General features: G+C 69.5%; 20 protein-coding genes and 1 pseudogene. 9 read left to right on the top strand and 12 right to left on the bottom strand.

Going from position 1 to position 25,859, the window contains the following annotated elements; translation table 11 throughout:
* Positions 1-45: 45 nt before the first annotated feature.
* From AAEP86_RS11120 to AAEP86_RS11095, 6 genes are all read right to left on the bottom strand, one after another.
* The gene (locus AAEP86_RS11120; protein ID WP_420367397.1) at positions 46-1,419 is read right to left on the bottom strand and encodes a glucose-6-phosphate dehydrogenase; all 1,374 of its coding nucleotides are present in this window, start codon (positions 1,417-1,419) and stop codon (positions 46-48) included.
* 188 nt (positions 1,420-1,607) lie between these two features.
* On the bottom strand, positions 1,608-2,024 hold the full coding sequence (locus AAEP86_RS11115; protein ID WP_420367396.1) for a cytochrome c oxidase subunit 4: 417 nt from the start codon (positions 2,022-2,024) through the stop codon (positions 1,608-1,610).
* Between the two features lie 4 nt (positions 2,025-2,028).
* Complete coding sequence (ctaD, locus tag AAEP86_RS11110) at positions 2,029-3,765, bottom strand: cytochrome c oxidase subunit I (RefSeq protein ID WP_420367395.1); 1,737 nt, start codon at positions 3,763-3,765, stop codon at positions 2,029-2,031.
* Positions 3,766-3,776: 11 nt separating this feature from the next.
* Positions 3,777-4,679: a cytochrome c oxidase subunit II gene (coxB, locus tag AAEP86_RS11105; protein ID WP_420367394.1), complete on the bottom strand. Its 903-nt coding sequence runs from the start codon at positions 4,677-4,679 to the stop codon at positions 3,777-3,779.
* Between the two features lie 270 nt (positions 4,680-4,949).
* Entirely contained in the window at positions 4,950-5,324 is a 375-nt protein-coding gene (locus AAEP86_RS11100) for a HesB/IscA family protein (protein WP_420367393.1), read from the bottom strand.
* 58 nt (positions 5,325-5,382) lie between these two features.
* Positions 5,383-6,828, bottom strand: a complete 1,446-nt coding sequence (locus AAEP86_RS11095) for a dipeptidase (RefSeq protein WP_420367392.1) — start codon at positions 6,826-6,828, stop codon at positions 5,383-5,385.
* A 53-nt stretch (positions 6,829-6,881) separates the two neighbouring features.
* On the opposite strand from AAEP86_RS11095, the gene AAEP86_RS11090 reads away from it, so the two are divergent.
* Positions 6,882-7,457: a DUF3043 domain-containing protein gene (locus AAEP86_RS11090; protein ID WP_420367391.1), complete on the top strand. Its 576-nt coding sequence runs from the start codon at positions 6,882-6,884 to the stop codon at positions 7,455-7,457.
* Positions 7,458-7,820: 363 nt separating this feature from the next.
* On the opposite strand, the gene AAEP86_RS11085 is transcribed toward AAEP86_RS11090, so the two are convergent.
* The 3 genes from AAEP86_RS11085 to hisD are packed head-to-tail and all read right to left on the bottom strand — an operon-like array spanning position 7,821 to position 10,699.
* Positions 7,821-8,897, bottom strand: a complete 1,077-nt coding sequence (locus AAEP86_RS11085; protein ID WP_420367390.1) for a quinone-dependent dihydroorotate dehydrogenase — start codon at positions 8,895-8,897, stop codon at positions 7,821-7,823.
* A complete protein-coding gene (gene nrdR, locus AAEP86_RS11080) occupies positions 8,894-9,379 on the bottom strand; it encodes a transcriptional regulator NrdR (protein ID WP_420367389.1) in 486 nt (161 codons plus the stop codon). The genes AAEP86_RS11085 and nrdR overlap by 4 nt, the downstream gene beginning before the upstream one ends.
* A 12-nt stretch (positions 9,380-9,391) precedes the next feature.
* Complete coding sequence (gene hisD, locus AAEP86_RS11075) at positions 9,392-10,699, bottom strand: histidinol dehydrogenase (RefSeq protein ID WP_420367388.1); 1,308 nt, start codon at positions 10,697-10,699, stop codon at positions 9,392-9,394.
* Between the two features lie 91 nt (positions 10,700-10,790).
* Between hisD and AAEP86_RS11070 the strand changes: the two genes are divergently transcribed.
* The 5 genes from AAEP86_RS11070 to AAEP86_RS11050 all read left to right on the top strand — a co-directional run bounded on the left by AAEP86_RS11070 (position 10,791) and on the right by AAEP86_RS11050 (position 17,629).
* Positions 10,791-12,227 carry a hypothetical protein gene (locus AAEP86_RS11070; RefSeq protein ID WP_420367387.1) on the top strand — a complete coding sequence of 479 codons (1,437 nt, stop codon included), beginning with the start codon at positions 10,791-10,793 and terminating at the stop codon, positions 12,225-12,227.
* Entirely contained in the window at positions 12,224-13,669 is a 1,446-nt protein-coding gene (locus AAEP86_RS11065; RefSeq protein ID WP_420367386.1) for a glycosyltransferase family 2 protein, read from the top strand. The genes AAEP86_RS11070 and AAEP86_RS11065 overlap by 4 nt, the downstream gene beginning before the upstream one ends.
* Positions 13,669-16,233 (top strand): glycosyltransferase, encoded by a 2,565-nt coding sequence (locus tag AAEP86_RS11060; protein WP_420367385.1) that lies wholly within the window; start codon positions 13,669-13,671, stop codon positions 16,231-16,233. The genes AAEP86_RS11065 and AAEP86_RS11060 overlap by 1 nt, the downstream gene beginning before the upstream one ends.
* A gap of 147 nt (positions 16,234-16,380) precedes the next feature.
* The gene (locus AAEP86_RS11055; protein WP_420367384.1) at positions 16,381-16,536 is read left to right on the top strand and encodes a hypothetical protein; all 156 of its coding nucleotides are present in this window, start codon (positions 16,381-16,383) and stop codon (positions 16,534-16,536) included.
* Positions 16,537-16,558: 22 nt separating this feature from the next.
* Positions 16,559-17,629 carry a glycosyltransferase gene (locus AAEP86_RS11050; protein ID WP_420367383.1) on the top strand — a complete coding sequence of 357 codons (1,071 nt, stop codon included), beginning with the start codon at positions 16,559-16,561 and terminating at the stop codon, positions 17,627-17,629.
* On the opposite strand, the gene AAEP86_RS11045 is transcribed toward AAEP86_RS11050, so the two are convergent.
* Complete coding sequence (locus AAEP86_RS11045) at positions 17,615-18,301, bottom strand: SGNH/GDSL hydrolase family protein (protein ID WP_420367382.1); 687 nt, start codon at positions 18,299-18,301, stop codon at positions 17,615-17,617. The two genes, AAEP86_RS11050 and AAEP86_RS11045, sit on opposite strands and share 15 nt — an antisense overlap.
* Before the next feature lie 108 nt (positions 18,302-18,409).
* Entirely contained in the window at positions 18,410-20,179 is a 1,770-nt protein-coding gene (locus AAEP86_RS11040; RefSeq protein WP_420367381.1) for a glycosyltransferase, read from the bottom strand.
* Positions 20,180-20,209: 30 nt separating this feature from the next.
* Here AAEP86_RS11040 and AAEP86_RS11035 point away from each other — a divergent pair.
* The 3 genes and pseudogenes from AAEP86_RS11035 to AAEP86_RS11025 form a co-directional block, all read left to right on the top strand.
* Positions 20,210-20,524 (top strand): annotated as a pseudogene (locus AAEP86_RS11035) (hypothetical protein); the annotation flags it as partial.
* Between the two features lie 6 nt (positions 20,525-20,530).
* The gene (locus tag AAEP86_RS11030; RefSeq protein WP_420370476.1) at positions 20,531-21,838 is read left to right on the top strand and encodes an endonuclease/exonuclease/phosphatase family protein; all 1,308 of its coding nucleotides are present in this window, start codon (positions 20,531-20,533) and stop codon (positions 21,836-21,838) included.
* Between the two features lie 46 nt (positions 21,839-21,884).
* A complete protein-coding gene (locus tag AAEP86_RS11025; protein ID WP_420367380.1) occupies positions 21,885-24,584 on the top strand; it encodes a bifunctional glycosyltransferase/CDP-glycerol:glycerophosphate glycerophosphotransferase in 2,700 nt (899 codons plus the stop codon).
* Between the two features lie 284 nt (positions 24,585-24,868).
* Here AAEP86_RS11025 and AAEP86_RS11020 read toward each other — a convergent pair whose 3' ends face one another.
* The gene (locus tag AAEP86_RS11020; RefSeq protein WP_420367379.1) at positions 24,869-25,852 is read right to left on the bottom strand and encodes an acyltransferase family protein; all 984 of its coding nucleotides are present in this window, start codon (positions 25,850-25,852) and stop codon (positions 24,869-24,871) included.
* Between the last annotated feature and the right edge of the window lie 7 nt (positions 25,853-25,859).

Here is a 25,859-nt window from a genome sequence, read left to right as displayed (position 1 = left end):
CCCGTCCGTCAGCTGCGTCCGTTCAGGACGCCTCCGGCACGTCCGTCAGGACGAGGACTCCCAGTCCGCCGGTCCGCGCGACCCCGCGCGGTACTCCTCCAGCGGGACCTCGTCGGCCTTCCAGGCCGTGACGACCGGCTCGACGATCTCCCAGCAGCGCTCTGCGACGTCGCCGCGGATCGACAGCAGCGGGTCGTCGTGGAAGATCCCGTTGAGGACCTCGCCGTAGGGGGTCAGCTCGCCGTCCGCGAACGACGAGGACAGGGTGACCTGCCCCATCTCGAAGGGGTTGCCGCCGCCGTTCGCCGACACCGTCAGCTCGATCTCGTCCGGGTTGAGGACGATGCGGAGCGTGTCCGTCTTCGGGCGACCGGACAGGCCGGAGGGCAGACGCGTCACCGGCTTGAAGGTGATCAGCACCTCCTTGCGGCTGTTGCCGAGGGCCTTGCCGGAGCGCAGGGTGAAGGGGACGCCCTTCCAGCGGGCGGTGTCCACCTCGACCGAGATCTCGGCGAGCGTCTCGGTGGCGCGCGACTTGTCGACGCCGTCCTCGTCCTGGTACGAGGGCAGTTCCTTGCCGTCGATGGTGCCGGCCGTGTAGACGGCACGACGGGACGCGATCTTCGGGTCGCCGCCCTTGAGCTCGGTCGAACGGAGCACGCGGGCGAGGGACGAGCGGAACTCGACGGAGTCGATGTCGGCCGGGGCGTCCATCGTCACGATGCCGAGGATCTGCAGCAGGTGCGACTGGATCATGTCGACCATCGCGCCGGCCTCGTCGTAGTACTGCGCGCGGTTCTCGAGACCGAGGGTCTCGTCGTAGAAGATGTCGACCTTCTCGATGTTCTCGGCGTTCCAGATCGGCTCGAACAGGCGGTTCGCGAACCGGAGGCCGATGATGTTGAGCACCGTGGTGCGGCCGAGGAAGTGGTCGGTACGGTGCACGCGCTCCTCGGGGACGAGCTTGAGCACCGTCTCGTTGAGGGCCCGCGCGCTGGCGACGTCCGTGCCGAAAGGCTTCTCGAACGCCAGGGTGGTGCCCTCGGGGAGCTCGACCTGCTGCAGGGCCTCGCAGATGTCGGAGGCGATCTGCGGCGGGAGGGCGAAGTACAGCACCGGCTCGCCGTCGGCGGCGGCCAGCAGTGCCTTGAGGTGCTCGGGGTCGGTCGGGTCACCCTGGATGAACTCGGTCGACGCGATGGTGGCGTCGACCTCCGGGCCCTTCACGTCCTGCGACGCGAAGGACTTCGTCACGACGTCCTTCCACTGCTCCTCGCTGCGGGCGCTGCGGCCCGTCCCGACGAGCTTGACGGGAACCGCTCGACCGCTCTGCAGGAACGTGCCGAGGCCCGGCAGCAGCAGGCGGGAGGCGAGGTCGCCCGTCGCGCCGAAGATGATGAGAGTGCGCTTGTCGGTCACCGGAGGTGACTCCTTTCGCTGTGGTGGGGGTGGTCCGCTTGAGGGCAAGCCGCGCGCGGTCCGGATGATTCCCGGATCGGGGTCCGGGTTGCTGGGGGCTGCACGTCCCGGGCACACGGCCCCGGACGCACTTCGGGCGGCACCGAGGTGGTGCCGCCCGAATGTGTCAGGTGCGCTGCAGCGTCAGGTCAGTGACCGAAGTTGCCGCGGTAGTACTCGTAGACCCAGCCGACGAGGGTGACCGCCACGAGGGCGAGCCCGATCGGCACGATCCACAGGCCGGCCGCGACGCCGAGGAAGACGACCGCGGTGGACGCCGCCAGCAGGATGGGCCACCACGACCACGGGCTGAAGTGCCCGAGCTCGGCGTCGCCGTCCTCGATGTTGGCATCCGGACGGTCCTCGGGGAGGACCCCGCCCTGGGACGACATGACCTTGCCGAGGTAGAACGCGATGAACGCGGACATGATCCCGGTGAGGCCGATGGCCACGGTGCCGACCCACTCCGGACGCCCGTAGTAGATGAGCGACCAGATGGTGTACGCGGCGTCCGCGAGGATGAAGAACCCGAAGAGGATCCAGAACAGGTTGGTGTTGGCGCGCATCGCCTTACTTCACCTCGCCCTTCGCGGCGTCGTAGGTCGGAGCGTCCGGCGCGTCCTTGGCAGGACCCACACCGATCGGCACACCCGCTTCGGGGTGGTTGAGGTCGAACGCCGGGGACTCCGAGCGGATGCGCGGGATCGACGTGAAGTTGTGCCGCGGCGGCGGGCAGCTGGTCGCCCACTCGAGCGAACGGCCGTAGCCCCACGGGTCGTTCACGGCGACCTTCGGTGCGTTCCGGGCGGTGACGTAGACGTTGAAGATGAACGGCAGGAACGAGATCGCGAGGATCATCGAGCCGATCGTCGACAGCTGGTTCATCCAGGTGAAGCCGTCGTTCGGCAGGTAGGTCGCGTAGCGACGCGGCATGCCGATGACGCCCAGCCAGTGCTGGATGAGGAACGTCGTGTGGAACCCGATGAACAGGAGCCAGAAGTGGATCTTGCCGAGACGCTCGTTGAGCATCTTGCCGGTCCACTTCGGCCACCAGAAGTAGAAGCCGGAGAACATCGCGAAGACGACGGTGCCAAAGACCACGTAGTGGAAGTGCGCGACCACGAAGTACGAGTCGGACACGTGGAAGTCGAGCGGCGGCGACGCCAGGATCACACCGGTGAGACCACCGAAGGTGAACGTGATGAGGAAGCCGACGGCCCAGAGGAGCGGCGTCTCGAAGGTGACCGAACCGCGCCACATCGTGCCGACCCAGTTGAAGATCTTCACGCCGGTCGGCACCGCGATGAGCATCGTCATCAGCGAGAACCACGGGAGCAGGACGCCACCGGTGACGTACATGTGGTGCGCCCACACCGTGACCGAGAGGGCCGCGATCGAGATGGTCGCGTAGACGAGGGTCTTGTATCCGAAGATCGGCTTGCGGCTGAAGACCGGGAAGACCTCGGAGACGATGCCGAAGAACGGCAGCGCGATGATGTACACCTCGGGGTGGCCGAAGAACCAGAAGAGGTGCTGCCAGAGCAGGGCACCGCCGTTGGCGGGGTTGAAGATCTGCGCGTTGAACACGCGGTCGAGACCGAGCCCGAACAGCGCGGCGGCGAGGACCGGGAAGGCCATCAGCACGAGGAGCGCCGTCACGAGGGTGTTCCACGTGAAGATCGACATGCGGAACATGGTCAGACCCGGGGCGCGCATCGTGATGATCGTGGTGATGAAGTTCACCGCGCCGAGGATCGTCGAGAAGCCGGTCATGCCGAGCCCGAAGACCCAGAGGGTGCCGCCGAGCCCTGGTGTGAACGTCGTGTCACTCAGTGGCGCGTAGGCGAACCAGCCGAACGACGCCGCACCCTGCGGGGTGAGGAAGCCGCCGACGGCGATCATGGAACCGAAGAGGTACAGCCAGAACGCGAAGCCGTTCAGTCGCGGGAAGGCGACGTCCGGGGCGCCGATCTGCAGCGGCATGATCGCGTTGGCGAAGCCCGAGAAGAGCGGCGTCGCGAACATCAGCAGCATGATCGTGCCGTGCATCGTGAAGAGCTGGTTGTACTGCTCCTTCGTCGCGACCACGTGCAGGCCGGGCTCGAAGAGCTGGGCACGGATCACGAGCGCCATCACGCCTGCGAGCAGGAAGAAGATGAACGAGGCGATCAGGTACATGTACCCGATGGTCTTGTGGTCGGTGGACGTGATCCACCGGACGATGATGTTGCCCTTCCGACCGACCTTCGACGCCTGGAAGTCCGGCGCGGAGGTCACGGTCGGCTGGCCGACGAGTGACGTTGTCATCTGACGAGCCCCTACTTGTTCTCGCTGGACGCCGTGACGGGCGCCGTGTTGTCCGGTTCGTTCGTGTTGGTGTTGTACTCGTTGCCGAGCAGACCGACCTTGCCCTGGTCCTTGAGGTCCGCGAGGTACTGGTTGTACTGGCTCGGCGTCACGACCTTCACCTGGAAGAGCATCAGCGAGTGGTACTCACCGCAGAGCTCCGCGCACTTGCCCTGGTACGTCCCGAGCTTCTCCGGGATGAAGTACTCGTAGTTCGTCTTCCCCGGGAGCATGTCCTTTTTGTAGAGGAAGTCGATGATCCAGAAGGAGTGGTCGACGTCGCGCGACGAGAGCTCGATCTTGACCTTCTTGCCCTGGGGCAGGTAGAGGGTCGGCAGCTGCGACTCGTCGATCGCGCCCTTGCCGTTCTCTTCTTCCTGGGCCTGGATGCCCTGGTAGTAGACGCTCTCGCGGGGGTTCTGCTGGTCGATGTAGTTGAAGTCCCACGCCCAGCGCTTGCCGTACACGTGCACGGTGGCATCCGGGTTGGTGAAGGGCTTCTCGATCGCGGCCTGGTCCTTCGCGGTGAAGGCGAAGAAGCCGAGCACCAGGATGAGCGGCACGATCGTGTAGAAGATCTCGAGCGGCATGTTGTACCGCATCTGCACCGGCAGGCCGGTCTGGCCCTTGCGGCGGCGGTAGACGATGGCGGCCCAGATGATGAGGCCCCACACGATCAGACCGACCGCGAGCAGGACGACCCAGCTGGTGGTCCACAGACCGACGATGCGGCTCGTGTGGTTGGTGACGTCCTTCGTCTCCTCCGTGCCGGGGAGCCATCCGTTCAGCTGCTGCTGCGAGCAGCCAGCCAGTGCGATGACCAGACCGACGGCCACCGGGACGGCCGCCCAACGTATACGGCGATTCGAACGCACTGTTACCTCTCGGAAGACGTGAAACCGGCACAGCCTGCGACGCAGAGGTCGCGCATGGCTGACTTCCAGGTTGGTTGGAACACTCCTAGCTTACTCGCAGCTCGACACCGCTCGCGCACACACGACACACCCCGAGCCACGATGCGCACCGGCGGAGGACGCGTTTCCCCTGGTCATCCGCGGTCCGACGCCGGGGCACGCCCGGAGAACAGACGAGCGGGGAGCGACCGTGTCGGTCGCTCCCCGCTCGTGCACCGGAACGGCGTCGCTTCAGTGGAAGCTGTCGCCGCACGCGCAGCTGCCCTGCGCGTTCGGGTTGTCGATGGTGAAGCCCTGCTTCTGGATGGTGTCCTCGAAGTCGATCGAGGCGCCGTCGAGGTACGGGACGCTCATCTTGTCGACGACGACCTCGACGCCGGTGCCGAACTCGACGGTCGCGTCTCCGTCGAGCAGGCGCTCGTCGAAGTAGAGCTGGTAGATCAGGCCCGAGCAGCCGCCGGGCTGGACGGCGAGGCGGAGACGGAGGTCGTCGCGGCCCTCCTGCTCGAGGAGGCTCGCCACCTTCGCCGCGGCCGCGTCGCTGAGCAGGACGCCGTGCGACGGCGCCTCGGTCGTCGGTGCGTTGTCGGTGATGGTGTCGCTCATCCGCGCGTCTCCCTCCGGGCGGTGTGGGTCACCGCGCCTGCGTCGATTGTAAGCACCGTCACCCGCGAGTCGCGAGACGCGCGAGCAGGATCGCCTCGGAGGCGATCGCGCGGTGCAGGACGCCCAGGTGCTGCGACTCGTTCGGGCTGTGCGCACGGGTGTCGGGGTCCTCCACACCGGTCACGAGGATCTGCGCCTCCGGGAACTCCTCGGCGAGGTCCGAGACGAACGGGATCGAGCCGCCGATGCCCTGCTCGACCGCCTCGTTGCCCCAGCCCTCGCGCATCGCCGTGCGCGCCTCCTGGACGGCCCAGCCGGCCGTGTCCACCAGGAAGCCGTCACCGGCGTCGGGCTCGCTGATCTCGAGGCGCGCGCCGAACGGCACGTGCGCCCGCAGGTGCCGTTCGACCGCGGCGGCGGCCTCGGTGGCGACCTGACCGGGGGCGACGCGGACCGAGACGCGGGCGGACACCGTCGGCAGCAGCGTGTTCGACGCGTTCGCGACGCTCGGCACGTCCATGCCCGTCACGGTGATCGACGGCTGGAACCACATGCGGGACAGGACGTCCCCGCGGCCGACCGGTCGCACGCCCGGCAGGAGTGCGGCGTCCGTCGCCAGTTCGTCCTCGGTGCGCGTGGGCACCGGGGCGTCGTGGGACGTGAGCCCCTCGACGGCCACCGCGCCGTCGTCGTCGTGCAGGGAGGCGAGCAGCCGGACCATCGGGATCATCGCGTCCGGTGCCGCTCCACCGAACATGCCGCTGTGGCTCGCGTGCTCGAGGGTGGTCAGCGTGAGCTTGAACGTGACGTTGCCACGCAGCGACACGGTGATCGACGGGACCTCGGTCGACCAGTTGTCGCTGTCCGCGACGACGATGACGTCGGCCGCGAGGTGCTCCTTCTGCTCACGCAAGAACGTGCGGAACGAGCGGGAGCCGAACTCCTCCTCGCCCTCGACGAACAGCACGACCCCGAGGTCGAGGTCGTCGCCGAACTGCGCGTGCACCGCCCGCAGCGCGGCGATGTGCGTCATCACGCCCGCCTTGTCGTCGGACGCGCCGCGGCCGTACAGACGGTCGCCCCGGAGCGTCGGCTCGAAGGGCGGCGTCTCCCAGAGCGCGTCGTCGCCCTGCGGCTGGACATCGTGGTGTGCGTAGAGCATCACGGTCGGCTTGCCGTTGCGTGCCGGACGGACGGCGAGCACCGCGGGCTGCCCGAGCTCCCCACCGGACGACTCGACCTCGGCGGTGTCGCCGGAGACCGCGGACCGCACGATCCGGACGTCATCCGCACCGAACACGCCCGTCGACCGCGCCAGGTCCGCGACGGCCTCGGCGCTCGCCCGGACGTTCGACGGGTCGAAGGCCGACCAGGACACCGACGGCAGCCGCACCAGTGCGGACAGGTCGGCGATCGTCGTCGGCAGCCCGCCCTGCACGTGTTCGCGGAGGGCGTCGAGGAGCGCGGGGTCGGTGGCGGGCGCGTGCTGGTCGGTGTCGGTCATGTCCCGTAATCTAGAGGACGATCCAGCACGCACACCGCAGTCAGGAACGCACCGTGGCGAAGGCAGCCCCCAAGACCAACACGACCGTGAACCCCACCGAGGAAGAACTCCTCGAGCAGGGCAAGGGCCGTCCGACCCCGACCCGTCGGGAGCGCGAGGCCGCCAACCGCCGCCCCATCGTCGGCGGTTCGGCTGAGGACAAGAAGGCCGCGCGTGCCCGCCTGAACAGCGAGCGCGAGAAGGCCCGCGTCGGCATGGCCAACGGCGAGGAGCGCTACCTCCCCGCGAAGGACCGCGGCGAGCAGCGCCGGTTCGTGCGCAACTGGATCGACGCACGCTGGAACGTCGGCGAGGTCATGATGCCGGTGCTCGTTCTGTTCCTGATCGTCGGGTTCGCCGCTGCGCAGACGGTCATCGCGTCGTACTCGTTGCTGCTCGTGTGGGCGTTCGTGGCGCTCTTCGTGATCGACTGCATCGTGCTCTGGCTGTCGTTCCGCAAGAAGCTCACCGCGAAGTTCGGGTCGATGCAGCGCGGGACGTTCCTCTACATCCTCACGCGTGCGTGGCAGCTGCGCTTCCTGCGCCTGCCGAAGCCGCAGGTCAAGCGCGGGCAGTACCCGGCGCTCTGAGCCACCACGAAGCGCCGTCCGGTCCGCCGGGCGGCGCTTCGTCGTCCCCGGGTCCGGCTGGCGGACTCGGCGTCCGGGTGGCAGCCGCCCTCGCCGCCGAGATCGCAGAACGTGTCGCTCGACATCACCGACGGCGACACTTCGTGCGATCTCGACGAACCGCACGCGGCGCGTCGTGCGACCTCGACGCAAGCGGCGTCCGGCGGGCGCGGGCGCGGGCTCCGTCGAGATCGCGAAAGATGCCGCCCAACGTCACCGACGGCGACACATAGTGCGATCTCGACGAACCGCACGCGGCGAGTCCCGCCCGCCCGACGACCACGACGACGCAGACGACGGAACCGGGACGCCAGGACCGCAGCGTCAGCGCCCGGCGCGCCGCAACCGCCGGCTCCGCAGCCGGTTGATCCGCGTGGCCCAGGTCGGCCCCTCGTAGAGGAACGCCGTGTAGCCCTGCACGAGCGTCGCCCCCGCGTCGATCCGGTCCTGCACGTCCTGCTCGCTCGTCACGCCCCCGACGGCGATGACGCAGAAGTCGGCGGGCACGGCAGCGCGGACGCGGCGCAGCACCTCGAGCGACCGGGCCGCCACCGGAGCACCGGACAGTCCCCCGGCGCCGATCGCCTCGACCTCGGCCGCCGGCATCGACAGGCCGGATCGGGCGATCGTGGTGTTGTTCGCGATGACGCCGGACAGCCCGAGCGAGACCGCGAGCCCGGCGATCGCGTCGATCTGCTCGTCGTCGAGGTCCGGCGCGATCTTCACGAGCACCGGGACCCGGCCGGCGGCCTCGTGGACGGCGGAGAGGAGCGGGCGGAGCTGGTCGAGCTCCTGCAGCCCGCGGAGCCCGGGGGTGTTCGGCGAGCTGACGTTCACCGCGAGGTAGTCCGCGAAGGGCGCGAGCCGGCGGGTGGACTCGAGGTAGTCGTCGATCGCGTCGGCGACGTCGACGACACGGCTCTTGCCGATGTTGACGCCGATGACCGGACGGCCGGGGTTCCGGCGTGCCCGCTCGAGCCGGCGCGCGGCCGAGGCCGCACCGTGGTTGTTGAAGCCCATCCGGTTGATGAGCGCCCGGTCCGGGATGAGCCGGAAGAGTCGCGGCCGCTCGTTGCCGGGCTGGGCCTTGGCCGTGATCGTGCCGACCTCGACGTGCCCGAACCCGAGGACGCCGAGTCCGGCGATGCCCTTCGCGTCCTTGTCGAACCCGGCGGCGAGGCCGAAGCGGGACGGGAAGTGGATGCCCATCGTCGTGACGCCGTCGAGCGCCGACGGACGGGAGTACCGCTCGACCAGTCCGCTCACGATCGGCACCTTCGGCAGCACCCGGATCACGGCGAACGCGAGGTGGTGGGCGCGCTCGGGGTCCATGTTCGCGAAGACCGACCGGAAGACGGCGGCGTACCCGCCGCGGACGAGTCGTTCCGCGATGCTGCTCATGCGCCAGCACCGGCGGACGCGGAGGTCCCCCGGCTGTGGTGGTCGATCCGGAGCTGGGTGATGGCGTCCTCGAAGTCGTCGAGCGAGTCGAACGCCTGGTACACGCTGGCGAACCGGAGGTAGGCGACCTCGTCGAGCTCGCGCAGCGGCGCGAGGATCGCGAGGCCGATGTCGTTCGCGTCGATCTGGCTGGAACCCGAGGCGCGCACGGTCTCCTCCACGCGCTGGGCGAGCACGGCCAGGTCGCCGTCGGTCACGGGGCGCCCCTGGCACGCCTTGCGCACGCCGGAGACGATCTTGTCGCGGCTGAACGGCTCGGTGACCCCGTTCCGCTTGACGACGTTGAGCGAGGCGGTCTCGGTGGTCGAGAACCGACGCCCGCAGTTCGGGCACTGTCGACGGCGGCGGATGGAGGTTCCGTCGTCGCTCGTCCGTGAGTCGACGACGCGGGAGTCCGGGTGGCGGCAGAAGGGGCAGAACATGGCGTCCCCAGGCTACCGGTTCGTGCGCTCCGTCACGGCGGCGCCGTGCCCGGGGAGCTGTTCCTCGGTGGCGAGGGCGACGATGTGCGGCGCGACCTCGGCGAGGGCCGCGGCGGTGTAGCGGATGACCTGCTGCGGGCGCAGGAACGTCGACGCGGACAGCCCGGAGCCGAAGCGTGCCTGTCCACCGGTCGGCAGCACGTGGTTCGAGCCGGCGAGGTAGTCGCCCAGGCTGACCGGGGTGCTCGGGCCGACGAACACGGCACCGGCAGCGTCGATGTCGGCGAGCACCGCGTCGTCGTCGGCCGTCTGGATCTCGAGGTGCTCCGGCCCGTAGGCGTTGCTGACGCTCGCCGCGTCGGCGAGCGAGTCCACGAGCACGATCGCGGATTGCGGTCCGTCGAGTGCGGTCTGGAGGCGCGTGGCGGTCCCCAGGGACGCCACGCGCGACGGGACGGCGGCCTCCACCGCGTCGGCGAACGCCGTCGACGTGGTCACCAGCACGCTGCCGGCCTGCTCGTCGTGCTCGGCCTGGCTGACGAGGTCGGCGGCGACGTACCCGGGGTCGGCGGTCTCGTCGGCGATCACGAGGATCTCGGTGGCGCCGGCCTCGGAGTCGATCCCGACGGTGCCGCGCACGATCCGCTTCGCCGCTGCGACGTAGTTGTTGCCCGGGCCGGTGACGAGGTCGACGGGCTCGAGGCCGATCGCGGCGACGCCGTACGCCAGCGCGCCGATCGCCCCGGCGCCGCCCATCGCGTAGACCTCGTCGATGCCGAGGAGTCCGGCGGCCGCGAGGATCGTCGGGTGCACCGCGCCGCCGTGGTCGCGCTGCGGCGGCGAGACGAGCGCGATCGACCCCACACCGGCGACCTGGGCGGGGACCACGTTCATGACGACGCTGGACGGGTAGACCGCCTTGCCGCCGGGCACGTAGAGACCGACGCGGCGCATCGGCTGCCAGCGCTGGTGCACCTCGGCGCCGTCGGCGAGCGTGGTGACCGAGCCGGCGGGGACCTGGGCAGCGCTCGCGGCCCGGACGCGGCGGATCGCCTCGTCGAGCGCGGCGCGGAGCTCGGGCGTCAGGCCGGCGACGGCGGCGGCGATCTCGGCGGCGGGCACCCGGACGTGCTCGGGGGCTCCCCCGTCGAACCGCTCCGCCTGCTCGTGCAGGGCGTCGGCACCGCGGTGTCGCACTGCTTCGACGAGCTCGCGGGCGGCGTCGACGGCGTGCGAGACGTCGCCGGTTGCCCGGGGCATGAGTCGGAGGAGTTCGGCACGGGCGGGGAGGCCGCCGCGGAGGTCGATTCGCTGCATCATGAGGACACCGAGCCTACCGAGCGGGTCCGACCGGGGCGTCCGGCGCGGGGCAGGAGCGCGTCGCGGAGGCAGCCCAGTAACGTGAGACCTGATGAACTTCGAGAAGGCACGGCGCCTCGTCGGCGACCTGGTGCGCGTGAACGAACGCTACGCGCGCGACGGCCACTACCGGAACGACGTCCGCGAGCGACTGGGGCGCACGGTGTCGCGCGTCGACGTCGGGGTGGCCCGGCGCGAGCGCGACCGTGCTCCCCTGACCGCCCGGCCCTTCGAGGGACTGGTCGAGACGAGCCTGGCGATCGCCGGCATCCGCACCGTGGACCGTGCGCCCGAGGTCGTCCTCGTGGTCGACGAGCTCCGCGAGGGCGCCGCGTTCGCCGGGGTGCAGACGGCCCTGGCGGTGGCGCTCGCGCTCGGTGACCGCCTCGGCCGACGGGTCCGCGTCGTCATGGTCCGCTGGACGACGCCCGGCAACAGCGCCGCCGCCGCCGAGGCCCTGATCACGGACCGCTTCCCCGAGTCCCGGGTCGACGGCCGCCCCGGCGTGCGGGTCGTCCGCCGCGAGGACGTCCTCGGCACCGAGTTCGGCCGCGACGACGTCTGGATCGCCACCCACTGGAAGACGGCGCACCCGATCGACGTCGCCGTCACCGCCGGGGTGGTCCCCCGCGACCGCGTGGTGTACCTCGTGCAGGACTACGAACCCGGGTTCAGCCCGTGGTCGACCGAGTACGCCGTCGCGGCGTCGACCTACCGCGCCGGGTTCCGGATGCTGGTGAACTCGGAGCCGCTGCGGAAGTACCTGGCCGACGTGGAGGGCCTGGACGTCCCGTCGGCACGGACCTTCGCGCCGCACCTCGACCTCGACCTGCTCGGACGCGTCGCCGCTGCCCGCACCCACGAGTCCACCGTGCGCGTCCTCTTCTACGGCCGCCCGAGCAAGCACCGGAACCTGTTCCGGCTCGGCGTCGCGGCGCTGCGCGTGGCGGTGCAGGAGCTCGCCGCCGACGGCATCCACGTCGAGTTCCACTCGGCGGGCGAGCAGCACGGCGACGTCGAGCTCGACGGCGGGCGGGGCGACGTGAAGCTCGTCTCGCACGGCACGATGCCGTGGGACGACTACTTCCGCTTCATCGCGTCGACGAACGTCGTGCTCTCGCTGCAGCACAGTCCCCACCCCAGCCACCCGCCGTTCGACGGCGCGATCTCCGGCGCCCGCGTGGTGACCAACGAGTTCCGCGACACCCGGGGACACCTCCACCCGAACCTCGCGGCGGTCCCGGCGGATGCCCGCTCGCTGGGCCTCGCCGTCGCGGACGCGGTCCGGCAGGCGGCGGCGCAGGGTCCGACCGGGTTCGTCCCGCTGGACGACTCGGCGCTCGGCGGGCCGCTCGACGCGGCCGTCGGCACGCTCGCCGACCTGCTCGGAGCGGCACCGCCCGAGCAAGCCTCCGACGAGACGCCCGCGCCCGCGTCCGCGTCCGCGTCTGACGAGCCGACCGCACCGAACGAGGAGACCACCCGATGACCCGCTCCACCCTCGTCGTCGTCCCGGTCTACGGCGACCTCGACTCCCTGCTGCGCTGCGTCGACGGGCTCGTCGAGCACCTGGACACCGACCGGCACCGCGCGCTCTTCGTCAACGACTGCGGGCCCGACGCCGACACGATCGAAGCCGCGCTGCTCGCACGCATCGGCGACCGGGCCGGCTTCCGGTACGAGCGCAACGACCACAACCTCGGCTTCGTCGGGACCTGCAACCGCGCCGTCACCGAGCTCGACACCGGTGCGGAGACCGAGGCCGTGCTGCTCCTGAACAGTGACGCCGTGCCCACCGCCGGGTTCCTCGACGCGATGCTCGCGGTGCTCGACGAGGACCGCACCGGTGTCGTCACCGCCCGCAGCGACAACGCCACGATCGCGAGCATCCCGTACCGGCTGACGAACCGTGGGGCCGCCCGCACCGAGGAACGCACGCGCGCCGTGTGGTCCGAGGTCGCGCCGCTGCTGCCGGAGTCGCAGGTGATGCCCGTCGCGATGGGCTTCTGCTTCCTCACCCGCCGCGAGCTCATCACCGAGTACGGCCTGTTCGACGAGGCGTTCGCCCCGGGCTACGGCGAGGAGAACGACTACTGCCTCCGCATCGCCGCCCACGGCTGGCTCGCGAAGATCGCGAACCGGGCGCTCGTGCTGCACGCCGGCGGCAAGAGCTTCTCCGGCAACCGCACCGCGCTCCGCGCCGCCCACCAGCGCGAGCTGGAGCGCCGCTACCCCTTCCTGCCGGACGCCGTGGCCGCGTACCAGCGGCACGGCACGACGGCGACGGAGCGCTTCGCCGACGTGCTCGTCCCGGCCGGTCCGGCACCGCGGCTCGCCGTCGACCTGCGCCACGTCGCGGACGCCGCGCGGCTGGCCCGGCAGATCGACACGGTCTTCGGGGACGGCTTCGCCCTGGAGGCGCGGCTCCCCGCCGGCACACCGGCCCCCGACGGGTGGACGGTCACCACCGACGACCCGGACCCCGACGACCTCGTCACGGTCCAGGTCCTGGTCGACCCGACCCCTGCCGACCTCGTCGAGGCGAACCGTCGCGCGGCGCACTGGGTGGTCGTCCGGACCGAGCCGACGACGGTCCCCTGGTCCTCGCCGCAGCACCGCGCGGGAGCCGACCGGGTCGCCGCTCTGGCGCGACCGTTCGCCGACGAGGTGACGCCCGACGAGCTCGAGAGCGCTCGCGAGGGCGTCGAGAACAGCCTGCTCGCGCCGCTCGACGGCACCTCGACGTTCCTCGAACGACGCTGGGCGACGTTCCTGCCGCTCGACCTCGCTGCTGCAGCGGCGAGTGCGTCGTCGTCGTCCGGCGAGGTCACCCGCCTCCGTCGCGAGCTCAACGACCTGCGCGCCAGCCGCTCGTTCCGCACCGGCCAGGCGATCGCCAAGGTCGCCTCCCGTCTGCCGGGGCGCCGCTGATGGCGGACCGTGGGGGCATCGGTCGGGTCGCACGACGGCTCGCCCGGCAGTTGCGGGGGCCGGAGCAGCCCCTGACCGTCACCGACCGGCTCGACCGCTGGGCGCGACGGATCGCCGAGTTCGGTGTGGCCGACCGCGCGTACCTCGAGGCGCAGACCGGTCGCACGTTCGCCACCGACGACGAGGCGATCGGGTTCTACGTGCACAACGACGGGCAGCGCGGCCTGTCGCTCAGCCCCCTCGTCGAGCACGAGTGGATGCGCGAGCACCAGCCCGTGCGGGCGATGTCCTGGTACGACGCGCTGCACCAGGAGGGCCCCGAGCTCTTCCAGACCGGCCCGCTGTTCGACGCCGGCGTGTACGCCGCGTCGCTGCCGGCGGCGGACCGGCCGGCGTCCACGCTGGACGCGCTCCGGCACTTCCTGCGGAACGCGACGGACGAGACCGCGCTCCCCGTGCCTCCAGGCCGACGCGGCCAGGCACCCACCTGGGGCGCCGCGCGTGCCGCGGCCATGACGGCCGCGCGGGCCTTCGCCGACGCGCAGCACCGGACCCGGCGTCGCTACCGCGACCACTGGGACGGCCCGGAGGTGGACGCCGCGCTCGCCCGCTTCCCGCGCGGCGCAGCGCGCCGGGACAGCGAGCAGCCGCTCGTGTCGGTCGTGCTGCCCGTGTACCGGCGCGCGGACGCGGTGCCCGCCGCGATCGCCTCCGTGCGCGCGCAGCGCCACGCGAACTGGGAGCTCGTCGTCGTCGACGACGGTTCGGGTGACGACACCGTCGAGGTCGTGCGGCACATCGCCGCGGACGAGCCGCGGATCCGACTCATCGAACGCGAGAACGGCGGCGCCGGCGCCGCGCGGAACACCGGACTCGCGGCGGTCCGCGGCGACTTCGTGGCCTTCCTCGACGCCGACAACACCTGGCGTCCCGACCACCTGACCGCCGCACTCGCCGCCCTGTTGGAGGACGACAGGGCCGCGGTGCACACCGCCGTCCGGATGGTGGGCGCGAACAACGCCGACGACGCCACCGCACCGGTCGAGACCTACCGGGGCGAGGACGGCTCCCTCGAGGACCTGCTCGCCGGCAACTTCATCGACCTCAACGTCCTCGTCGTCCGACGGGACGTCGCCGCCGCGGTCGGGCCGTTCGACGAGACGCTCCGCCGCTGGATCGACTGGGAGTGGTTGCTGCGGATCGGCAAGCGCTTCGGCGTGCCCCGGTACGTGCCGGTCATCGGCGTCGACTACGACAACGTCCGCGACCCGCGCCGCGTCTCGTCTGCCCAGCCGGCGTCGTGGCAGGAGGTCGCCCTCGCCCGCCACCGCATCGACTGGGATGCCCTGGCCGCCGCCGCGCCGACCCGCGACGCCGCCCTCGTGTCGGTCGTGGTGCCGGTCTACCGCGACTGGAGCATGACCCGCCGTGCCGTCGACGCCGTCCTCGGTGCTGCGGACCACGACGGCGACCGGGTCGAGGTCGTCCTCGTCGACAACGGCTCCCCCCGCTCGGTGTCCGCCGTCCTCGGGACGTGGTTCGGCGACGAGCCCCGGGTGCTCCTGCAGCGCGAGGACCGCAACCGGAACTTCGGCCTGGGCAGCGACCTCGGCCTCGCGCGCTCGAGCGGCGGCACCGTCGTCATGCTCAACAACGACACCGAGGTGCGCACCGGGTGGCTCCGGCCGCTGGTCGCCGCGCTCGAGGACCGCGCCGTCCTCGGCGCACAGCCGCTCCTCGTCTACCCGGACGGCGTCGTGCAGACCGCGGGCACGGTGTTCGGCGGCGACAAGGTGCTCCCCTGGCACTTCCTCGGGGACCACCCGCGACACGACGCGACGCGGTACTTCGGCGACGGCCCGGCCCGGTTCTCCGCGATCACCGCGGCTGCCGCTGCGTTCCGGGCCGCGGACCTGATCCGATGGCACGGGTTCGACCCGGTGTACGCGAACGGCCTGGAGGACGTCGACCTGTGCCTGCGCGCCCTGGCGTCCTCCCCCGCGGGATCGACGTTCGTCGTGGTTCCCGCGTCCGTCGTCGTGCACCACGAGAGCCGGACGCCCGGCCGTGACGACGCCCGGGTGGACAACCGCCGGATCTTCGACGAGCGGTGGCGCGGCCGGTACCCGGCGGCCGACGCCGTCGACCACTACGACGCCGCCGGCCTCCGCTACCTCGGCGTCGAGCCGGGGCTGCCGAAGGGCCACGAGGTCATGGTCCGGTCGTCGCGTCCGGTCGTCACGCGCGAGGAGGGCGCGGTCGGGCTCCGCGTCGCGGTCAAGCACGACGGTTCCCGTACCGAGGACGTCACCGCCCTGGTGGCCGCGCTCGAGCACGCCGGGCACGTGGTGCAGGTCGACGTGCCGACGTCGTGGTACCGGCAGTCCAGCGGGCTCGACGAGGTGACGGTGCTCGTCGCCGGTGGGGCACGGGCGACGTTCGTCCCGCAACCGGGGGCACAGAACATCGTGTGGCTCGGCGAGGGGCAATCGACGGCCGACGGGGACTTCGCCGTCGTCGTGGCGCCGGAGGACGGGCCGGACGGGGTCGTGCGGGCGCTGTGAGGTCGTGTGACGACCGTTCCACCCCTCCGACAGGTTCAGGGCCGTTCTCGAGCGTCCGTCGTCTCTGAGGGCGATTCTTCGGGCACGTTCACCGACCTCAGAGTCAAACGCGGCTCGTTGTTCACCTTGCCGGAGCAGTATTTCCGTATGTCGCTCCTCTCTGATGCAATGCGGTCGACCTTCACGACCAAGTGCGCGGTGTGCGGCGCAGTCATCCGACGACGGGATGCACTCGACCACGACGGACTGGCGTTCTGCTCGGTCCTGCACGAGGCCGAGTTCATCGTGTCGACGCTCGACTGACGTCGCACCGTAGGATCGGGCGGTGCCCGATCGCTCCCTCGTGGTGTTCCCGGCCTACCGGGACAACCCCTACCTCAACCTGATGCTCCTCGCCCCCCGCGCACGCGGGTGGAACGTCCTCGAGAGCCTCCGCCTGGAGCAGCTCGAACAGCACCTCGGTCACCTCGGCACCGGTGACGTGTTCCACATGCACTGGACCTCCCCGATCGTGCAGCGCGCCGACGACGACCTCGACGAGGCGCGGGCACGGCTCGACCGGTTCCGTACGGCGGTCGACGCGGGCCGCGCGCGCGGTGCCCGTGTCGTCTGGACGATCCACAACGTGCTCCCCCACGACGCGCGGCACCTCGAGCTCGAGCTGGAGCTCGACCGGTACCTCGCCGACACCGCCGACGCCGTGCACGTGATGAACCGTGCCACCGCCTCCGCCGTCGCTGCGCACTACGACCTCGACGCCGCTCGCATCGTGCACATCCCGCACCCGAGCTACCAGGGCGTCTACCCGAGCGCTCAGACGCGTGACGAGGCTCGCGCGTCCCTCGGCCTCGCTCCGGACGACCACGCCGTCCTGGCGTTCGGGCAGATGCGGCCGTACAAGGGACTCGACGTGCTCGTCGAGGCCGCCCGTCGGATCTCCCCCGCCGACCGGCCCGTCCTGCTGCTGGCCGGCCGGACCTCCGACGCGGACCGGACCGCGATCGACGCACTGCTCGGGGACGACCTCCGGGCCGTCCGCGAACACGACCACGTCGACGACGTCGACGTGCAGCGGTGGTTCCGCGCCGCAGATACCGCCGTGTTCCCGTACCGACGTGTCCTCAACTCGGGCAGCCTGCACCTGGCGGCGTCCTTCGGCGTGCCGTCGGTGCTACCCGACGAACCCCACCTGCGAGCCGAGTTCGGGGACGAGCGGTGGATCCGGTGGTTCGACCCGGCCGACGCTGCGGCGTCACTCGCCGCGGTGCTCGCCGGCGGTCCGGGGTCCGCCGACGGCGCCGACGAGTTCAGCCGGCGGCTGGCGCCGTTCGCGCGGTCGAGGCGGTACGCGGAGCTGCTCGACGAGCTCGGCGCTGCGGTGTCAGCTGAGCGCTGAGGGGAGCATCCGCGTCTCGAGGATGAGGCGCCGGAACGACTCGCCGAGGACCTCGTACTGCGCGGGGCCGGCGGGATGCGTGCCGTCCGTGCTGAAGCCCTCGGCCCAGTCGTCGCCGTCGCGTGCGATGGCCCACGGGTCGATCCACTCCCACCCGCGCTCACCCACGAAGCGGCGGAGGGCCTCGCCGTACCGCAACGCGGCCTCGGCGTGCGCCCGGTACGGCGGTATCGACGAGACGAGCACCCGCTTCGGTCGGATGACCCGCACGATGCGCTCGTACGCCCCGGTCTCCTGCGCCATCGTCCTGCCGGTCCGGACGGCGTTCGTACCAGCGAGGATCACCAGGACGTCCACGTCCGGGATGGGCTGGACCGCCGCCGCCATCTCGTCCGGTGTGGCGCCAGCGCGAGCCCACCCTCCGACGAACTCGATGCCGTCTCCGTTGGCGTAGGACATCCAGGATTCGTCGTCGAGACCGTTGCCGAGGAACCGCGACCGGCCAGCGGACAGGGAGTCTCCGACGATCGCGACCCGCAGGGGTGCCACCGTCCTGGTCGCTTCCGCTGCACGAGGCGGCTCGGTCACCGTCGACGCGGGCATGATCACGAAGGCACCGACCAACGCGGCCAGCAGCCCGAGGACGAGCAGGAGGGGAAGGGAACGCCGCACCCGACAATTGTGGGGTACTCGGCACTCCGCACCCGTTCACCGCTCGTCGTCGTGCGCGAAGGCGCAGTGCCCGAGCGTCAATGTCGTCGAGGGCAGTCGACCGGAGAATCATCCAACTCTTCGGCGGACGGCCCGGAGAAGTCCTGCGACACCTCGACGCCGTGGAGTGCGGAGATCGACGAGGAAACGCCAGCCGTCCTTCCGGTCCGCAAGGGGCTGCATCGGAAGATCCTCGTCCACAGGAGGGAGCGGCATCCGCGCCGTGACGACCGGGAAGCTTCCCGTCACACCATCGAAGGACACCGAGACCGAGTAGCGCCCAGGTGTGAGCCCCTCGTCCGTCAGATCTGCGCGCCACCCGCCCGGAACTTCGTGCAACGGGGTTGTCGACGCACCGCTCGGGCCGGTGAGTCCCAAGGTACCGAGGGCCTCCAAGCCGAACAAGTCGGCGCTACCGCCGACGACCAGTCCTCGAGCAGAGGCCTCCACACGGTCGATCACCAGTGGTAGTACCCGGCGCAAGGCCGAGACCATCGGCACAGCGACGGGCTCCGCTGCGCGCAGCGCGGCGATCATCGCGTCCGGCAGGGCGGAGCCCGTGGGCGGCAGCTCGACATCAGCGATCGCGGTGACCCGGTCCACGAACCACGCCACCGGGATCCCCTCGGCGCCGTTCACGAACGCCGGTACCAATCCTTCGACGGCAAGGGCACCCGCACTCGCCGCATCGGACCGCTGGGTCGACGCCACGGCGTCGAGCCACGAAGCCAGACGGTCGGTCTCCGACTCGCCCGAACTCCGCAGCACGAATGAGCGCGCCGCTGACCACTCACCGCCGAGGACGAGATGCCACAGGGCACGGCGGATCGGAGCAACCCGAGCAAGACCGTCGATCGGGATCTCGCTCAGCAACGCAGCGGCCGCTTGCCCGACCGCTGCGATGTCATCGTCGCTTGGATTCGTCGAGAGGAAGCGGTGCAGGTGGGACCAGCCGTCCGCGTCGAGGACGATCTCGCCGTGCTGCGCTCGGAGCGCTGGCTGCTCCCGTACCAGGGCGGCGCAGGCTCGTTCCTGCTCGAGGTACCGCACGGTGGCCGGCGCGTCCGCCCGGACGGACAGCGAAGTCGTGTCCCCCCGGTCGCGGTAGAGGTACACGCAGTTCGGCACGACATCGATCGATCGCGCTTCGATGAACGCACGAGTCATCGGTTCGATGTCTTCGACGCTCTGCACCTCCGGGAAGCGGAGTGCAGCACCGTCCCAGAACGATCGACGGAACATGCGGTTCCAGCAGGGCCGCCCGGAGAGCAGCGCGGGTGCTTCTTCAGGCCGGAGCCCGCTCCGCGGCGAATCGAACCGGTACCAGCGGCGGGTCGGACTCCAGGTCCGATCAGCGGAGAACTTGAGGTGGTCACCGATCACCATGTCCGACCCACTCGACACGAGCGAATCGAGCATGGCGCGGTAGGCGCCGTCGGGCACGATGTCGTCCGCGTCCGCGAAGACCAGGAACTCGCCCCTCGCAGCCTGCACGCCGTCGTTCCTCGCCGAGCCGGCGGATCGAGCCTCGGACCCTATCCACCGCACTCGTTGGTCGCGAGAAACGATGTCCTCAACCACGGACGCGGTGCCGTCGGTCGATCCGTTGTCGACCACGAGCACCTCGAGATCAGGTACCTCTTGATTGAGGATGCTCTCGAGCGCTTCGCCGAGCCACGGCGCACTGTCGCGTGCCGGAACGACGACTGAGAGGAGCGGTCGAGCGGAGCCGATGGGATTCGAGTTCATGACGCCTGCGACGCTAACAGCAGTGGTGCGCCGGATCGCGCTGGTCGCTTCACGCACCTGCTCGGGGGTGTTGGTTTCTTGCGGCCCCACACATATCCTCGCTTGGTCGAAGGGGGCATCATGCGTTCAACTGCGCGACTCAAGCATCGGTTCACGCTGGCGACCGTGGTCGCAGTGTGCGCTGCGCTGGTCACGGGCATCGCCGGGTCGGGAGCGGCTGAGGCGGCGTCCGTCCCGTCACAGGTCACCGGAGTCAAGGTCACCGGTCAGACCTGGAACACCAAGTCGTTGACGATCCAGTGGGCGAAGGCGAGCGGCGCGACCTCGTACGCCGCGAAGTGGTCCACCCAGTCGAACTTCTCGAACCCCACGTGGGGTTCCACGACGGGAACGACGTTGTCCGTCGGGTCACTGACTCCGGCAGCCACGTACTACTTCGTCGTGGCAGGCAAGAACGCGGCGGGATCGGGCCGGTACTCGACGGTGCTCCAGGTCAAGCTGAAGCCGCAATCCGTCGGGCAGTTCGGCTCCGTGACCGCGACTCCTACCAAGACGGGCGTGCGGGTCACGTTCGCGTCTGTGCCCAACGCCAGTGATTACCGCGTCCGGTGGTCTGCCGGACCGAACGAGAACCGCGTGCCAGACCGCTGGACCGAGCACTACAGCTCGTGGTTCTCGGCTTTCAGCAGCAAGAGCACCTGGAGCTACGACGTGCCGATGAGTGCTGCTGACCTCACGTCGACGGCTTTCGGCAATCCCATCTACGTCCGACTCCAGGCGAGGAACACGTACTACGACACGACCTACGTCCGGAAGTCGCCGCAGGTGCACGCCTGGCCGACGCCGGTGACGCCCGCCAGCAACGGCGTCGACCTCCGCGTCTCGAGCTACAACGTCATGTGCTCCGGATGTGAGCCAGCGTCCGGGAAACCCTGGTCCACCCGAGCGGCTGCGCTCGTGTCCAACATCACTGCCGCTGCCCCAGATGTCTTGTCGGTGCAGGAAGCGAGTGGACCGTCGGGCTCGACCACGAACCGTGAGGCCTACCAAGACCTCGACGCGCGGCTCGGGAACCTGCAGCTCACGTACAGTGGCGCCGCTCCGAGCGGAGCCACCGAGGGTGGAACTCGCATCCTGTACAACCCTTCGAGACTGACCTTGGAAAGCCAGGGTTACTTGAGCGGTGTCAAGGACTACCGCACGTATCCGCAGTCGACCGCGAAGGAGACCTCGATTCCCTGGGCAGTCTTCGCGGTGCGCGCTCAGCCCTCGACCCGTTTCATCGTGGTAGCAGCGCACTACGCTCTGCCGTCCTCCTCCTACGGCACGCTGAAGAAGTCTCTGCTCGGGACCAACTCGACTCAGGTCCTCGCCTCGCTGGCGAACCTCACGACCTCGCGCGCGACGCTGTCGGGTCTTCCCGTGATCTTCGCGGGTGACCTGAACGACCATCGCTACCCGGAGAATCAGACGAACGGCGCGCAGCCGACGCTCGTCCGAGGAGGCTTCTACGACGCGTCTGCGTCCCTGCGGAGGATCGGAACGGACAAGTCCACCTACAACGGCTTGACCGCGCCCTCCACCCAGGTGAGCGACGTGAACCAGGACGGGTTGCGGATCGACTACATCCTGACGCGGGGCATGTCCGGTAGCTCCCAGTTCGAGAACCGCTGGAACCCGGGCACCTCAGTACTTGCGTCCGACCACAACCTGATCAGCACCCTCCTCAAGGTGCCGAGCACGACGTAGCGCGTGACCGCCATCGACGGCTGTAGGGACGCATAGACTACTCAGGTTGCCTGAAAGAGAGTTCGACATGCCGCGAGAAGCCCACGCCTCCCCGCCCCTGATCACCGCCGTCGTGCCGACGTACAACGTTGCTCGGTACCTCCCGGACTTCCTCGGATCCATCACGGCACAAACGAACTCGCTCGACTCTGTTGAGTTCCTGTTCGTCGTCGACGGCTCTCCCGACGACAGTGGGGAGATCATCGAGACCTGGCTCGCCGGTCGTGGTCTCAACGCGCGCGTGATCCACCAGGAGAACCATGGACTCGCGGGAGCGCGGAACACGGGCCTGCGGGAGGCGGCGGGGACCTGGGTCTCGTTCCCTGACCCCGATGATGCATTCGACCCCGGCTACTTCGACGAGGTCATCAAGTTCATCGAGCTGCACGACCGGGCCGAGCTGACGCTCGTCGCCGCTCATCTCATGAAGACAGATGATGACGGAGTCATCACCGACAACCACCCTTCGCGGAAGCGTTTCGAGAAGGGGTCCCGGGTCGTCAACATGAACCTCGACCCGGTGACGCAGTTCGGTGTCAACCACGCATTCATGCGCACCGCTCTCCTCCGCGAGCACGATCTGACCTTCGATTCTCGAATCCGCCCGACCTTCGAAGACGCGCACACGGTTGGTCGTTACCTCCTGCGCAGTCGGACGCATCACATCGGTCTGATGGCGTCAGCCAAGTACCTCTACCGCATCCGCTCGGACAACTCCTCGCTTGTCCAGGGCGGGTACGACAAGCCCGAGAAGTACACGAACGTCCTCCGCTACGGCGAACTCGACCTGCTCAAGGAAGCGGCTGCGATCGGTCCGGTTCCGCGTTGGGTGGAGAACACCGTCCTCTACGACCTGGTCTGGTACTACCGCAACGAGCAATCGGCGCGGTCGGCGACCGCGGGAGCGCCGAAAGACGTGCTGGGCGAGTTCCACGAGTTGGCCGAACAGATCCTGCAGTACATCAGTCCGGATGCAATCCGAGCGTTCTCATCCATCTGGGTTCCGTTCTCCGTTCGTCAAGCTCTCCTCTACGGATATCGCAACGATCCCCGCCGACCCGACTCCGTGCAGCTGGCGACGGTCGACGAGCGCCACCAGCTCGTGCAGTTCGTCTACTGGTTCACGGGTGAACTGCCGGTGGAGCACTGGATCGTCGACGAAGTCACGGTCTCCCCGGTCTACGAGACCGTGGAGGACGTCACGTTCTACGGACGGGTCCTCGCTCGACGCCGTGTCGTCTGGCTGACCCGAGGGCAATTGATGACGGCCACTCTCGACGGGCGCACCGCATCGTTCTCTCGAGGAGGAGAGACCGCGCTGCCGCAGTCCCTGACGAAGCCCATGCTCGACCCGCACATCATCGCGCAACGCAAGCGCGACGCCGATCGCTGGAACCTCACGAGCGGACGGCTCGAGCTCGTGAAGGCCGAAGCGCGGGGATTGCGAGACCGGTACTTGAGCAAGCGCGAACGACGCGTCCGGCCCGTCATCTGGCGGGCGCGGTCGAAGTCAGCTCGCGCACGGTTCCAGGACGCCTGGGTCTTCATGGACCGGGACACGGACGCGAACGACAACGCTGAACACCAGTACCGGTGGATGCAGAAGCACCATCCGGAGGTGAACTCGTGGTTCGTCCTGTCCAGGACCTCCCACGACTGGGCACGCCTCGAAGCGGAGGGGTTCCGACTCATCGACTACCGGTCGAAGGACTGGCACTCGCTGATGCTCCACGCATCCCACCTCGCTTCCTCCCACATCGACAACTACGTCGTTCACCCACTTGCGCGAGGAGACTTCGGCCGCGAGCGCTTCGCGTTCACCTTCCTGCAGCACGGGGTGATCCACAACGACCTCTCCCGCTGGTTGAACGAGAAGGACGTGGACGTCCTGGTGACGTCCACGCCGCAGGAGAAGGAGGCCATCGCCGGCGTCGGCCCGTACAAGTTCAGCGACCGCGAGGTCGTCCTCACAGGCCTTCCTCGACACGATGACCTGCTCCGGCGCCGCGCCGCCGTACCGGCGTCCGAGCGCGACCTCATCGTGGTCATGCCGACATGGCGTCAGTCCCTGGTCGGTCGAGTCGTGAAGGGTTCGAACGAGCGACTCAAGCACCCGGACTTCCAGACCAGCGACTACGCTCGAGCGTTCCGCGAACTGCTGTCGTCGCCAGAACTGCACGAGATCGCGGCAGCACGCGGCAAGCGGATCGCATTCATGCCGCACCCGAACATGAAGCCGTACCTCGACGACTTCGGTGTCCCGTCGTCGGTCGAGGTCCTCTCATTCGCTACTGACAACGTCCAGGACGTGCTCGCTCGCGCCTGCGCGTTCGTCACGGACTACACGTCGGTGGCTTTCGACGCCGCCCTGCTCAACATCCCGATCACCTACTTCCAGTTCGACAGGAAAGACTTCTTCAACGGGTTGCACGTCGGACGTCCTGGGTACTTCGACCACCGTCATGACGGATTCGGGCCCGTGGTGGAACGTGCTTCGGAGGTGGTCTCGTCACTGGCTGCACAGGCATCGAACGCATGGACGCCTGACTCCGTCTACCTGGAGCGCGAACGCGCAGCCTTCGTGGCCGCAGACGGACAGAACCGGAGGCGAGTCTTCGAGGCGATGCTCTCCATCGAGGGTGCGCCGCGAACGCAGGAGCCCTCGATGTCCGAGCAGAGCGCCGAGACGACGGTTCTCCCGCGCTAGCCGGCTGGCCGTCCGATCGACAGCGGTGACGGGACCGCGATGACAACCACTCCGTCGGTCCGAGAATCGACGGCGGCGTGACCGAGTCCGAGCGGGTACCCGTGATGCCCGACGGGCACCTCCATCCTCCCCACGCGATCTCCTCGGCTCGGGATGGTCGGAACCGAGAACGCATCGTCGCGGCGATGATCGAGGTTCGACGGAACGCGCCCGGCTGAACTTCGGCGACGAACGCAGCGCCCTGGGTGCACGCGCGCGACGGACTCCGTCCGCGCCGGCGGCAGTCAGAGCGTGAAGCGACGCAGTGGGGTGAGGCGCAGAAGCGCGGCGATGCCGAAGGGCACCAGGTAGGCAACGAGGAAGGTCCACTTCGTTGCCGGGTACCCGAGCACGCTCAGGAGCTGGGTGACCAGGGTGTGCAGCAGGAGGATCGGCACGGAGAGCTGTGCGACGTACAAGATCGTCCGGCGGACAGGATTCGGCAAGTACTGCTCGAGGGCCTCGGCGATGAGGATCGCGCCCAGCGAGATACCGAGGGCCATGTAGACGCTCGCCACCGGTGACCCGAGCGCGGCACTCTTCATGTTGAGTGGTGCGAGCACGCCCAATGCGCCGAGCAGGAAGGCTGGAACGGCGAGCACGATGCCGGTCGCGAGGGGCTTCGTCACGGTGCTTCGGTACTGGCGCAACAGCTGCCCGGCGACGATGAAGATCATCGCGGGGACGGCGAGTCCGATGCCCTCCCAGAGGTGAGCGACCGACCCGGCGTCGACCGTCGCCCACATCACGCCGAGGATGGCCACGAAGAACGGCAGCAGGGCGTGTACGCGCTCCGTGAACCGGACGAACACGCACGCGAAGAACAGCGCGGTGAAGAACCAGTAGGCCGAGTAGGGCCGAGCTGCGTACCAACCACCCTTCGCAACATCGGTCACGAGGTCGCGGGTGATCGGCCAACCGATGGCGTGCCGCACCGCGAACCAGACCACCGTGACGACGACGAGCCAGACCACGTACGGGATCAGGAGCGTCTCAGCGCGACGCTTGGCTTCGAAGGACGTGGTGCGACCGGGCTTCCAGAGGTAGCCCGTGACGACGAAGAAGATCGGGACGTGCCAGGTGTAGAGCAGTGGGTTCACCCACTCGCGGCCTCCCCAGTTGTGTCCGGCGACGATCGCGACGACCCCGATCGCCCGCAGAGCGTCGACCGCAACGGATCGAGGAGCGGAGGTGGTCCCGGTCGCCGTCGGCGACACTGCGTGGCTCACTCCCCGG

The sequence above is a fragment of the Curtobacterium sp. L1-20 genome, assembly GCF_048755855.1.
Classification (GTDB): domain Bacteria; phylum Actinomycetota; class Actinomycetes; order Actinomycetales; family Microbacteriaceae; genus Curtobacterium.
The sequence above is the reverse complement of the archived record's forward strand: the minus strand, read 5'-3'. Positions and strand labels throughout refer to the sequence as shown.